This is a genomic window from Phormidesmis priestleyi ULC007 (assembly GCF_001895925.1).
Lineage (GTDB): Bacteria > Cyanobacteriota > Cyanobacteriia > Leptolyngbyales > Leptolyngbyaceae > Phormidesmis_A > Phormidesmis_A priestleyi_A.
In genome coordinates, this window is record NZ_MPPI01000001.1 from 381,715 (window position 1) to 394,764 (window position 13,050).

13 protein-coding genes are annotated in these 13,050 nt (G+C 51.1%); all 13 read left to right on the plus strand.

The annotated features are described in order from the left end of the window. Positions 1–406: hypothetical protein (locus tag BRW63_RS01735; RefSeq protein WP_317615778.1), on the plus strand; the 406-nt coding region annotated here is incomplete at its 5' end. A gap of 19 nt (positions 407–425) precedes the next feature. Beyond that, positions 426–1,073 (plus strand): phage baseplate assembly protein V, encoded by a 648-nt coding sequence (locus tag BRW63_RS01740; protein ID WP_073069166.1) that lies wholly within the window; start codon positions 426–428, stop codon positions 1,071–1,073. A gap of 134 nt (positions 1,074–1,207) precedes the next feature. Continuing rightward, entirely contained in the window at positions 1,208–1,603 is a 396-nt protein-coding gene (locus BRW63_RS01745; protein WP_073069167.1) for a PAAR domain-containing protein, read from the plus strand. Further along, positions 1,542–2,021: a GPW/gp25 family protein gene (locus tag BRW63_RS01750; protein ID WP_223257262.1), complete on the plus strand. Its 480-nt coding sequence runs from the start codon at positions 1,542–1,544 to the stop codon at positions 2,019–2,021. The genes BRW63_RS01745 and BRW63_RS01750 overlap by 62 nt, the downstream gene beginning before the upstream one ends. Then, the gene (locus BRW63_RS30140; protein ID WP_073069169.1) at positions 2,018–5,677 is read left to right on the plus strand and encodes a putative baseplate assembly protein; all 3,660 of its coding nucleotides are present in this window, start codon (positions 2,018–2,020) and stop codon (positions 5,675–5,677) included. Before BRW63_RS01750 ends, BRW63_RS30140 begins: the two co-directional genes overlap by 4 nt. A gap of 22 nt (positions 5,678–5,699) precedes the next feature. After that, positions 5,700–6,629: a baseplate J/gp47 family protein gene (locus tag BRW63_RS01760; protein ID WP_073069170.1), complete on the plus strand. Its 930-nt coding sequence runs from the start codon at positions 5,700–5,702 to the stop codon at positions 6,627–6,629. A 14-nt stretch (positions 6,630–6,643) separates the two neighbouring features. Beyond that, positions 6,644–7,342 (plus strand): phage tail protein, encoded by a 699-nt coding sequence (locus BRW63_RS01765; RefSeq protein WP_073069171.1) that lies wholly within the window; start codon positions 6,644–6,646, stop codon positions 7,340–7,342. A 14-nt stretch (positions 7,343–7,356) separates the two neighbouring features. Continuing rightward, positions 7,357–8,190, plus strand: coding sequence for a hypothetical protein (locus BRW63_RS01770; protein WP_073069172.1), 834 nt, complete (start codon positions 7,357–7,359; stop codon positions 8,188–8,190). Between the two features lie 35 nt (positions 8,191–8,225). After that, positions 8,226–9,356 (plus strand): hypothetical protein, encoded by a 1,131-nt coding sequence (locus BRW63_RS01775; protein ID WP_073069173.1) that lies wholly within the window; start codon positions 8,226–8,228, stop codon positions 9,354–9,356. Positions 9,357–9,522: 166 nt separating this feature from the next. Then, a complete protein-coding gene (locus tag BRW63_RS01780) occupies positions 9,523–10,458 on the plus strand; it encodes a hypothetical protein (RefSeq protein ID WP_073069174.1) in 936 nt (311 codons plus the stop codon). 25 nt (positions 10,459–10,483) lie between these two features. Next, a complete protein-coding gene (locus BRW63_RS01785; RefSeq protein ID WP_073069175.1) occupies positions 10,484–11,038 on the plus strand; it encodes an Ig-like domain-containing protein in 555 nt (184 codons plus the stop codon). A gap of 10 nt (positions 11,039–11,048) precedes the next feature. Continuing rightward, positions 11,049–11,279: a hypothetical protein gene (locus BRW63_RS01790; protein WP_073069176.1), complete on the plus strand. Its 231-nt coding sequence runs from the start codon at positions 11,049–11,051 to the stop codon at positions 11,277–11,279. A gap of 50 nt (positions 11,280–11,329) precedes the next feature. Further along, entirely contained in the window at positions 11,330–12,940 is a 1,611-nt protein-coding gene (locus BRW63_RS01795) for a tail fiber domain-containing protein (protein WP_073069177.1), read from the plus strand. The last annotated feature ends 110 nt before the right edge of the window (positions 12,941–13,050 follow it).

Below are 13,050 nucleotides of genomic sequence, written 5' to 3' on the forward strand. Positions count from 1 at the left end.
CGAAGTTGCCGTGCGCGGCTGGAATCTCAAAGACAAAAAAGAAATTGTCGGGCAGGCAAGACGAGGCGATGAAGTCTCGACAATGGGCGGACAAACCAGCGGAGCCGCGATCGCTGAAACTGCTTTTGGTGCGGCTGTTGCGCGAGTCGGCGATCGTCCAGTTCGCACTCAAGCCGAAGCCGACCAACTCGCCAAAGCCCGCTTCAATCACGACGTGCTGACGCTGATCAAAGGCGAAGGCGTGTGTCACGGTTATCCTCTTCTCCGGGCGGGCAAGGTGATCAAAATCGATGGCATCGGGCAGCGATTCAGTGGCAAATATTACGTCACTGCTGCCAGCCATCGCTATAGTTCACGCGGATATTACACGCATTTCACAGTGCAGCGAAATAGTACAAATCGATAATTTTTGCGGGGGAGAGACGATGAATTTATTTGAAGTATTAATTGACACAACCGAGCAGCAGACGATCGCCAGTCGAATTCATGGCGCTGTCGTTGGACTAGTCACAAACAATCAAGATCCTGATGGCATGGGGCGTGTGAAAGTGAAATTTCCCTGGCTCAGTGATCAAGACGAAAGCCACTGGGCGCGGATCACTAGCTTAATGGCAGGAAAAGAACGAGGACTCTATTTCTTACCGGAAGTGGATGACGAAGTGCTGGTAATTTTTGAGCAAGGCGACGTGCGCTTTCCCTACGTCATCGGAGCGCTATGGAACGGTAAAGACAAACCTCCAGCAAAAAACGACGACGGCAAAAACAATGTCCGCTTAATTAAATCTCGTAGCGGCCACGTGATTCGACTCAACGACGAAGACGGCAAAGAAACGATCGAAATTATCGACAAAACGGAGAAAAACAAAATTGTTATTGATACCAGTGAGAACACGATCGCTATCACCAGCAACAAAGACATCACGCTCTCCGCCCCAAAAGGCGCAATCAAGCTAGAGGCACAAAAAATTCAACTCAAATCAACTGCTGAAACCAAAATTGAAGCCAACGCTGGAATGGACATCAAAGCTAACGCCACGATGAACGTCAAAGGCGCAACAATCAATCTGAATTAGTTACAAGACTTACGCATTTTGACCAAAACCTCGGCGGTTTAAGCCACTATGTTGGTCGCAATGCTTGATTCTTGGTTAAAACCTCCGAGGTTTGCGTAAGTCCTAAGTTATTAGCGATTAGCCTCCTCACTCTTATGGGACAACCCGCTGCCAAACAGAACGATCGCATCACCGCCATCGATACCCATATCGTTATCGTGCCGGGAACGCCTCCCGTGCCGACTCCATTGCCGCATCCATTCACAGGCATCATCAACGGCAACCTCAGCAGCAACGTCAACATCATGGGGCTGCCCGCCGCCACAGTTGACAGCACCGCAGCCAACACGCCGCCGCACATTCCCACCCCCCCTGGAACTGCTTTTCAAAACCCACCTGCCAACCAAGGCACGATCAAAATCGGCAGTCCCACCGTCAAAATCAACGGCAAAATGGCAGCCCGCAACGGCGACATTGCCGAAACCTGTAATGACCCGGCTGCCTTACCGATCGGACAAGTCATCGCCGTCGGCACTGTATTCATCGGATAACTTACTCCTCACTCCCATGCCCAAACTCTTTCTCGGACGCGGCTTAGGATTTCCAGTCAAACCCAGCGACGGCAGTCTAGACGTTGCCGAATATGAAGAAAGCGTCCGTCAATCGATCGTGATCATTCTCGGCACTGCCAAAGGAGAGCGCGTCATGCGTCCAGAGTTTGGCTGTGGGATTTACAACCTGGTGTTTGAGGTCAAAACCGCCGCCACCGCAGGTCGAGTCTCACAGGCAGTTCAAGAAGCGCTGCTGCTATTTGAACCGCGCCTTGACGTACTGGATATTGATGTAATGGCCCGATCGGACGAAGAAGGCGAAACGCTGCTGATCAGCGTAGACTACCGGGTGCGATCGACCAACAATGTGTTTAACCTCGTTTACCCGTTCTATCTAGAAAAGAGTGCCAGCTTATGAGCACGCCACCGAAGCTCGATCCACGAACTGCCCAAGAAATTGCCCAACAGGTGCGCGACCTGCTGGCAAAGCCTCCGATCGCCACGCCGCTTAAACCCGACGACAAAACGATCGAGGCGGCACTAGTCGGTATCTTTGCCCGGTTTGCCGAACTGATTATTCAGCGGCTCAATCAGGTGCCCGATAAGAATTTTCTGGCATTTCTAGATTTGCTCGGCGCGTCGCGATTGCCGCCGCAACCTGCTCGTGTGCCGTTAACTTTTTCACTGGCTCCGGGCAGCACACAGGCAGTCGTGCCACCGGGAACGCAAGTTGCCGCACCTCCGGCTGTAGGCGAGAAAGACCCCGTGATTTTTGAAACCGAACGAGAATTAGTTGTGACTGCCGCGCAACTAGCATCGGTGCTTGTCCGCGACCCAGAGCAAGACTTCTACGCCGACTATAGCCCGATCGCTTCGCAGACCGAAGGTAACGCCACTTCAGCCGCGTCTCTGGATGTGCCGATTTTTCGCGGGAATCGTGCGATCGCTCACATCTTATACATCGGGCAGAGCGACTTATTTGATTTGCCCGATGTTAGCCTCGATTCACCGCAGGTTCAGACCTTGACTTTGACGATTAATGTGGCACGACTGCTAGGAGACGGCGGACAGTTGCAGTGGCAAGTTTGGAACGGTCAAATCTGGCAAGATAAACGTCCCGGAGAAGCGCCTAACAATGCTAGCAACCTCGCAGCAGCAGCAACCAATGGCGATTGTCAGATCATTTTCTCACCCAGCTTTAACCAATCGGAAATTAAGGCGGTGCCCCTCAGCACGGTTGCCTCCGAGGAAAGCCGCTGGTTGCGCTGTCTGTTAAAGCCGGACACGCCCATTACCAATTCCGCCACGCCTCAAACTGGCAGAGTTCGCGTTTCTCAACTGCCGCTGATTAATTCGATTCGGTTTCGACTGTCGATCGCTCCACCCACCGACAATCCTTCTCCACTCGCGATCGACGCAGCATTCACCAATCAACTGCCGATCGATTTGACTCAGCCGTTTTTCCCGTTTGGCGAAAAGCCCAAATTTGGCGACACATTTTATTTGGCGAACCGAGAAGCATTCTCGAAAAGCGGTGCCGCGATTACGCTGCAAATCAATTTAACGAATCTGGCTGATCTGGGCATTACACCGACTGGCGAATCGGTCAACCAAAGTCTGAAACTGCAATGGGAGTATTGGGATAACACGGTTTGGAAACCGATCGGCCTCTCAAATCGGCTCGATCCAGGAACGCCCACGACCGACTACGCCAGCAATTTTCGAGACAACACTCAGGCATTTACCCTACGTGAACATCCTGCGCCTTCGGTGAAGTTTAATCTGCCCAATAAACCGCTGAAACCGACGATCGTCAACGGCATCGAAAACTTTTGGATTCGGGTGCGGATTGTGGCAGGCGACTACGGCAAAGAAGCCACCTACGTCCGTAAAACTGACAGCCAACCCGCCAGCTACGACTTCAAGCCTGCCTCGTTTGCGCCACCTGTGATCGGATCGCTCAAGGTAGGGTATACGGTCGTGTTTGACAAGTCAGCACCCGACAAAATCCTCACCTACAATGACTTTGCTTACAGAACCATCAAACGGGCATCGGATAACGGATTCCGACGATTTCCCCCGTTCAACCCCACGCCTGATAAGCCAAGTCTCTATTTGGGATTTGCCGTGCCGATCGATCGCCCCTTCCCCAATCGTCCAATTAGTCTGTTTGTGCAGGCTGCCGATGTGAAGTATGGCGAAGACCTCGTGCCCCTATCGCCCACTACCAGCCGACAGACAGCGAATCCTGGCGACTCTGCAACACACACATTTACCCTGACCAACCCCACAGCTACCGCGGTTAGCTTCGAACTTTCAGCATCTGGACTGGCGTTAATCATTGCAGAGCCAGATCCACCTAAACTCGCTTGGCAGACAACATTAGCATTAGATACGACCAAAGTGCCACCTCCCCGCCCACAACTCGTTTGGGGCAAGATTGAGAATAGCAATAAGACTGGAGTGATCACTCAGACCATCACACTGGCGGCAGGGGAATCTCAGGAGGTAAAAATCGAGGTCAGCATTCCGGCTAATGCCGCCCCCAATAGCCGCGATCGCGGCATCCTTAAACTAATAAAAAGCGACGAACCCGATCGCTCCTACAGCGCCACTTTTGAGACGAGCGCCACTGCCCTACCCGCCAATGAGCGACTGCAACTTTCTTGGCAATATTGGAACGGCACCCAGTGGACAAAATTGAGTGTGCAGGATGGCTCCGAAAACTTCACCCGCTCTGGCTTAGTCGAGTTTTTGCCGCCTGCCGATATTGCCCTGCATGAAGAATTTGGTCAGCCGCCGCGCTACTGGCTGCGGGTGCGTTGGGACAGCGGCGATTATGACGTAGAACCGAGGCTGCGACGAATTTTGCTCAACACAACGATCGCCGCCCAAACCGTCACCCTGCACCACGAAATTCTCGGCTCCAGCGATGGCACCGAAAATCAGCGATTTCGCGCCACCCGATCGCCGATCCTGCACGGGCAGCAGCTTGAAGTCCGCGAACCCGAACGCCCTTCAGCGCAAGAGCGAATCGATTTAGAAGCCGAAGAAGGTCTAGACGCGATTCCGCCCGACGTGCTGGGCAGTTCGCGAGACGTGTGGGTGCGCTGGCACGAAGTCTCTGATTTCTACCAGTCCAATCCCCGCAGCCGTCATTACGTTCTCAATCGACTGACTGGGGAGATTCGCGTTGGCGATGGCATTAATGGATTGGTGCCTCCGATTGGGGTTGGCAATCTGCGGCTGGCCCGTTACCAGACTGGAGGCGGCACCGCAGGCAATCAGCCAGAAGGCGCGATCGTCCAGCTTAAAACCACCGTTCCCTACGTGGATAAAGTTACGAATCCGATCGCCGCTGCCGGAGGAGCGAATGCCGAAAGTCTGGACTCGCTGCGCGATCGCGTCCCTCGTGAACTGCGCCACAGTCACCGCGCTGTGACCCTGGAAGACTACGAAGATCTGGCAATGCTGGCATCTCCTGAAGTCGCCCGCGCCAAATGCGTACCGTTGCTGAATTTGCGACAAAACCCGCAAGCGGTGCAAAACCCACTTGGACAGCCACCCAAAGCTCCCGGCAGTGTCAGCGTGATCATTGTGCCGCGATCGCGCCTTGATGCGGCTGGAGTTGCGATCGATGCTAAACCGCTCCCCAGCCTGGAACTGATCAGCCGCGTCCAAGATTTTCTCAACGCCAACTCGTCGCCCACCGTCGATTTATTCGTCGTCGGGCCGCTCTATATCCGCGTCGATGTCACCGCCGAAATCGCCCTAACTTCCCTGGAAGGATCAAGCACCGTCAAACAGGCAGTCGAACAAACCCTCGCCAGCTTTTTGCATCCGCTCACAGGTGGCTTAGACGGCACAGGCTGGGCATTCGGACGCGAACCCCACCTATCCGATTTCTACGCCCTGATCGAAGCCATTCCCGGTGTCGATTACGTCCGCACTCTCACCGTCAAGCCACCTCCCGACACCCAAGATATCAAAAAAACCCAAGATATCAAAAAAACCGATCGCTTTCTCGTCTACTCCGGCAACCCCGTGATCACCCTCTTCTTCGACCCCGATTAAGCTAACCCTACTCCTCACGCTCATGCCCCTCCAACTTCCTAACCTTGACGATCGCACCTACGACGATTTAGTAGAAGAAGCCCGCAGCCTGATTCCCACCTACGCGCCAGACTGGACAAACCACAATCCTTCTGACCCCGGCATCACGCTGATTGAACTGTTTGCTTACTTAACCGAACTGCTGATTTATCGGCTAAACCGCGTCACCGATGCCAATGTCGGGTCGTTTCTCAAACTGCTAAACGGGCCCGACTGGCAACCCTCCAACGATCTGGCAAACGATATCCGAAAAACCATGCAGCAGCTACGGCAGATTGAACGCGCTGTCACCTGTAAAGATTTTGAGCAGTTAGCGCTGAAAGCAGACGATCGCGTCGCCCGTGCCGAGTGCCTACCGCGCCGCAATTTGCTCATGCAGGATTTTGAAACCGATCGGGCCGGACACATGGGCGTACTAATCGTGCCCAAAACTGCGTTTGAATCTCAACTGCCTGACATTCTTGCCACCGTGCAGAAAGATCTAGAGCCGCGCTGCCTGCTAACCACTCACCTGCATGTTGCCGCTGCCCAATTCCGCAAGCTGAAAATCATTACCACTGTCGTTCCCTTGCCCGATGTCAGAGATGTTGATCTTCAGAACTCCGTCAAGCAGGCGTTGAAGCAATTTCTAGCGCCGTTGACTTCAGACGACAAACCGAATTGGCCCTTTGGTCGCAATGTGTTTGTTTCAGAAATCTATCAACTGCTCGATCGACTTCCTAGCGTTGATTATGTCTACACCGCAAATGACAACACTGCAACTGACATCAAGTTTGATTTACAAATCGATGCCGTCGATCGCAGAATCCTCAACAATAATCTATTGGTTGGAATCGATATCAAACCCTATGAATTAGTCGCCAAACTCACTGACACCGATATTACTGTCCAGATCGATCGCCCCATCAATTAACCTCAACAATCACCATGCCCGACACCAGCAGCTACCTGAATTCCCTTCCCGCCATTTTCAGCGAAGACCCATTTTTGGGGCAGTTCTTGCTAGCGTTTGAGCAGGTTCTCACCGGGCTAGATGCGGCAAAAGATGAACCCAAACAAGGACTCGAACAAACGATCGCTAACCTGTCTAAACTGTTCGATCCCAGTGCGATCGACACCCTGTTTACCGACGATGAGAAAACCTTAAAAGCCTTTCTGCAATGGTTATCAGGCTGGACTGCTCTGAGCTTACGAGCCGATTGGGACACGGGACAGCAGCAGCGATTTTTAGCGGAAATTGTTCCGCTCTATCAGCGTCGTGGCACCAAAGAAAACCTGGCGCAACTGCTGAAAATCTACACTGGATTGTTACCAATTATTGAGGAAGCGCCCGATCGTCCGTTTCAGATTGGGGTCAATTCCACCGTCTCCTCTACGATCAGCGCCGACACTGCTCAGATTGGCGGCGGCACTCCTCATCGCTTTCGCATTACAGTCACGATGAAGTCTTCTTCGACCGATGAATTAGCCCGACAGCGGCAGATTATTCAAGCGATCGTCGATTTGCAGAAACCCGCCCACACCTACTATGAATTGCCGATTTTAATTCGGACTGACACGATGCAAATTGGCAGCCGCTCCACAGTCGGAGTGAACACGCTACTGGGAAGCATTCCTACTGCATAAAACAGGAGAAACCGATGGCTGATATTCAACGTTTGAACTACTTTAATCAACAGTTTTTGGTCGAGGTCGATTTTGAAGGCGAGCAGAAATATCACCTGGATATGCGTCGTCGTCACAATCGTTTGTTGCACACTTCTGGGGTTGCCGAAGGGCTACAAGTCGTTAAAACCGATGCTAAAAAATTGAACATAACGCCAGGAACAGCACTCGATAGCAAAGGCCAGGAACTCGTTTTACTGGACAATTTTGCGATCGACCTTAGCGCCTCCGCCAGCACCTCTGCCGCTAACGCAGTGGTGTTTATCACGATCACTTACGGCGAAAAGGAATCTGACCCGCAGCCCCCGCCACCCGCAACCCTTGTGGGCAATACGCGAGTGACCGAAAAGCCGACGATCGTCGCCAGCACCGCCCTGCCTGACAGTAGCGTCGTACAATTGGCAAGAATCACGCTAGATGGCAGTGGCAACATACCAGGGAACGTAAACGACTCATTTGACGGCGGTGTGCGCGTTGCGGCGGGTTCAGTCTTGGCGGATAATTCTGTGTCTGTGAAGAAGCTGAAAAAAACCCTTTCGTCGCTGTCTGGTACTGACACTGTGACGATTCCACGGGGCGAGAGTAGGCAAATTCCCGCCTTTACTGCCCCGCTTGCTTCAGCCAGTAGCGCGTTTTTAGTGGTGTACGCTTTTTCGCCCACTGCCGCAGCTAAATTTCGATGGGAGCAACAATATAGTACGGCTGGAACAGCACCCAATTTAACCATCAACCAAACGGTGACTTTTACTAATTTGAGCGAGACTCCAATTGATGTGAAATACAAAATTTACATCGTGCTTGAGAGTTAGATTGTGGGCGAATTCAAACGTTTAGGAGAAAACCGATGCCTGGAGATGAAAGTTATGACAGTATTCGACTCAGACGCATTGGGGCTGAGTTTGAGCAATGGCCCAAACTCAGTTGCACCGAGATAGGTGAACTGACGATCGCAACCGACCCTCTATCAATACCCGTCAATCTAAAAGTAACGGGCGCAATCAAAGCAACCTCGTTTCAAGGCGATGGCTCTACCCTGGATGGAGTAGTCAAAAAGACAGGCGACACCATTACAGGCGCACTGACGCTTCAGAACAACTTGATCGTTGATGGTAATGTCGGCATTGGAGCAGCAGCACCTGCCACAAAACTAGAGGTTAATGGCGCGATCAAAGCCACATCTTTTCAAGGGGATGGCTCAGGATTAACCAACCTCTCAGTGGCCGCGAGTCAGTGGCTCAATGGCGCAAGCAGCAGCATTTCTTACGGCACTGGCAACGTGGGAATTGGCACCCCAACGCCGCAAGGAAAATTGGACGTGAGTGGAGACATTCGCGCTGGCAACTCTGACCTTTACTTCACCAAAACAGACCACAATCACACTGCAATTGGCAACACGGTGGGCTGGGCTGCGATCGAAAATGCCGCCGACTATGAAGCGCTTATGATTCTTGGCAGGGCAGGCACTTCCAAAGGTCGCTATGTGCGGCTGTGGGATTATCTGCAAGTCAATGGCGGTTTGGACATCACAGGCAATGTGGGTATTGGCACGACTGCCCCCGATCGCAAACTGGTCGTTCGAGGTGGCGAAACCAGCCTGGAACAGGAAGATTGGCAAACTCCGACCTTACAAAATGGCTGGGTTAATTACGACACTACTTACAATTCTGCTGCCTACTTTAAGGACAGTTTGGGCATTGTTCATTTGAAGGGATTGGTTAAAGCGGGAACTGGCACAATCTTTACGCTGCCTGTCGGATACCGACCCTTAAACCAGGAGCTACATGCGGTTGCGACTCACCCAAATGAAATGGGTCGAATTGATATTTTGACTAATGGACAAGTTTATATGCAGAAAGGCAACAATGCCTGGATTTCGTTAGATGGCATTACCTTTCGAGCAGGCGCTCGTCGATTCAGAATACCCATCGATCGCATTCCCTTTCCGATCGATCGTGCCGTCGTGAATCCTGTCTAATGGCTATAGCTATGAACGCAACTGAGAACGAGCCGCCTGCCCAAATCGATCGTGTAGCCGATGAACCTGAGTAAACCTCAGTTTGACGTTTTTTGGCAGTCTCATTAATGTTCAGTTAAGCATTGTTTGAAGAACGATCGTCCATCTTAAATTAGGAGAACTAACCATGCCTGGAGATGAAAGTTTTGACAGTATTCGACTCAGAACCGCTGGAGCCGACTTCGAGCAATGGCCCAAACTCAGTTGCAGCGAATTGGGTCTGTTAGATGTGGATGTGAGCGACTTAAGATTGGATGGCGGTCGCTCCGTGCAATTTCAAGGCAACGGACAAATTCGCACTGCCGGAAGTCTTCGTATCTTCACTGACACCCCCGTTGCCACCGAAAAACTGACCGTTTTACCTAACGGCAATGTTGGAATTGGCAATGCAGCACCTACCACCAAGTTAGAAGTCAGCGGCACCGTCAAAGCGAACTTATTTCAAGGCAACTTTTCCGGCGATGGCTCTGCCTTAACCAACCTCTCAGTCGCAGCGAGTCAGTGGCAAAATGGCGCAAGCAGCAGCATTTCTTATAGCGCTGGCAACGTGGGAATTGGCACCACAACACCGCAAGGCAAATTGGATGTGAGTGGCGACATTCGGGCTGGCAACTCTGATCTTTACTTCACCAAAACAGACCACAATCACACTGGAATTGGTAACACGCCGGGTTGGGCCGCGATCGAGAACTCCGCTAGTCATGAATCCCTAATGATTTTAGGCAGAAATCAGGGCACAGGCGGCAGCATCTCGCGAGTGGTTAAATTGTGGGACTATCTGCAAGTCAACGGCAATTTGGATGTAACAGGCAACATTAACGGCAGAGTCACCGGGATTGGGTTTGCGTCTGCCTCGGTTCAAAATGGTCAAACGATTCCTGTTCCCTCTGGCTTTACAAGAGAGGAATGCGTATTTTTTGCCTCAATTAAGTTTCTCAACTTTAGAAGTGGTGAAGCGGTTTCTGTAAACGTCGTTGTGGACGGAACCGGGAAAGTAACGATAAACCCTCCGGATAAAGTGGTGGCGATCGGGGTGGCGCTCGCCAAGAAAGGTGGATGGTAAACGTCATTAACCAGGAGATTTAAACATGATTGTTGTTTACGATAAACGCACTAATGAGCTAGTGGGTGTGGCCATGGAAGTGATAGACAACGGCACTTCTCGACAGCCCACATTAGAGGAATTGTATCCTGACCGCGATCGCTCTAACTTGGGATTTTTGCACGTGAAAGATTCTCCCAAATACGCATTACACCCCGATCGCTGGCAGGCAAAGTTTGATGAAAGCGGCACCCCGGTTGGCATCGAACGCAGACCTACTCCGCTCAGACTCTACTTAGCCACAGACGCGATCGACACCGATGGCGATGATTTACCCGAACTGATTGCAGATGGTCAAAGCAAAGCCACCATCACAGTTGAGGTCAAATATGCCAGAGGAGACCTGTTCACGGAAGAACTGACGCTAAATTTCAAAACAACCGGAGGCGCACTTTCGGCGAGAAGGGTGACGACCAATACTGGACAAGCCACGGTTGAACTAACCTCGTCACTGGAAACAGTTTCAGTCACCGTAGAAGTCTCAGCGGAGGGAGCCACAAGTAGCTCTCTAGGGTTTGAGTTTATGCCTCGCAAACAATAGGGTAAAAATAATGAAAGAACAAATCGAGCAGCGACTCAAAGATCTGAAAGCAGAGTTTGAGTCAGGTCAAACAATGCTGGCAGATTTAGAGACGAAGCAGGCAGCTTTGAGAAGTACCTTACTGCGGATTAGTGGCGCAATCCAGGTGCTAGAAGAACTCCTGACCGATGCCAAAACTTCTGATGAAAATAATGCTCATTCGCCTCATCCTGAAGTGTTTTTGCAGCCTGATAAAGCCTAACAATTGGTTATATCAACAACGATCGCCCATTCTACAATTGGAGAACAAACATGCCTGGAGATGAAAGTTTTGACAGCGTTCGACTTAGATGCGCCGGGGCCGTCTTTGAGCAATGGCCCAAACTGAGTTGCAGCGAATTGGGTCTGTTAGATTTAGATGTGAGCGACCTAAGATTGGATAACGATCGCTCCCTGCAATTTCAAGGCAACGGAAAAATTAGCACTGCCGGGAGTCTGCGCCTGTTTACAGATGCTCCGGTTGCCAGTGAAAAATTATCAATTCTAGTCAACGGCAATGTTGGCATTGGCAACCCTACGCCAACCACCAAACTGGAGGTCAATGGCACCGTTAAAGCTACATCTTTTCAAGGAGATGGCTCCACCTTGACGGGAGTGGTCAAACAAGCGGGTGACAGCACCCTGACTGGTTCGCTGACGGTTCAAAATAACTTGACAGTGCAAGGCAACTTGGATGTAACGGGAACAACCACCTTTCGCAATATTGAACAGCATCAGGGAGACCTGGAACTGGGTGATGCAGACACCGATCAAGTGAAAGTGCATGGCAGTCTACGATCGACGCATTCTTCAGGGTTGCTGCAAGTTAACTCTAGTTTGACAGTGACCGCTAACTCTACGACCTGGAATGGATGGTACGAAGCAATCAAATTTGGTCAGAGTGCTCATTCTGCAATAACTCATCCCGGTGGAAACTTACTGTTTGGTTTGCATAGCGATCGCCATTTCTATTTTGCGGATATGGCAGAAGGTCAGTACATTATGACGATCGATGCTAATCCAGCCGGGGGCGGCAATGTTGGCATTGGCAACATGACACCAGATGCCAAACTTTTTGTTCAAACTTCGTCAAAAAATGCGGGAAATAACACCGCTGTATTCTATGCTCCAAATATTGGTCCCAACTTCTCGCACGTTCACTGGGGCGCAACGGGAGATTGGTATATTCGCTCTGCTGCATCGACTGGGAAGGTGGTTCTGCAAGACACCGGGGGCGAAGTCAGTATCCCTGGGGGTCGCCTGAGTTTTGGCGCTGCGGTTCGTCAAATGATCAATCTGTGGGCTGAAGATTATGGCATTGGTGTGCAGTCCGGCACCACTTACTTCAGGTCTGGAGATAACTACTGCTGGTTTAGGGGTGGTCGTCATAATGATGCACGAGACAACCCCGGTGGCGGCATAAGACTAATGGCACTCAATGGGGCAGGTGATTTGATTCTCTCAGCCCGCACCAACCCCAGCGGTAACCCATCAGGATCACCTTGTCGAGCATTAGTAGATAACGGTAACAAGTTAATTATTAACATTGCCAATGACTATCCCCAAGGAGTTGATATTGTTAATGGCAGATTTGTGTCATCTCGTGAATTGAAGCAGAACATTGTTGAGTTATCCACTGAGGAAGCGGCCGAAGCGTTAAACGGTCTCAATCCGGTGAGGTTTAGCTATAAAACAGACACTCAAGAAACCCGTCATACTGGCTTTATTGCAGAAGATGTTCCAGATTTGCTGGCATCTTTAGACAGAAAATCAGTTGGGCCGCTGGACGTTATCGCCGTTTTAACGAAAGTGATGCAAGCCCAACAAACCACGATCGCCACCATGACAGAGCGCATTAACCATCTAGAAGCCCAGTTTGAATGAAATTTTGAGCAACACACCCAAACCATTAATTTGACAAATGGTTTCACAAACCGTGTTTCTATCAGTTTGCAAGCTAGGATTTGAACATTCTCACATCAGCGGGAAGGTTT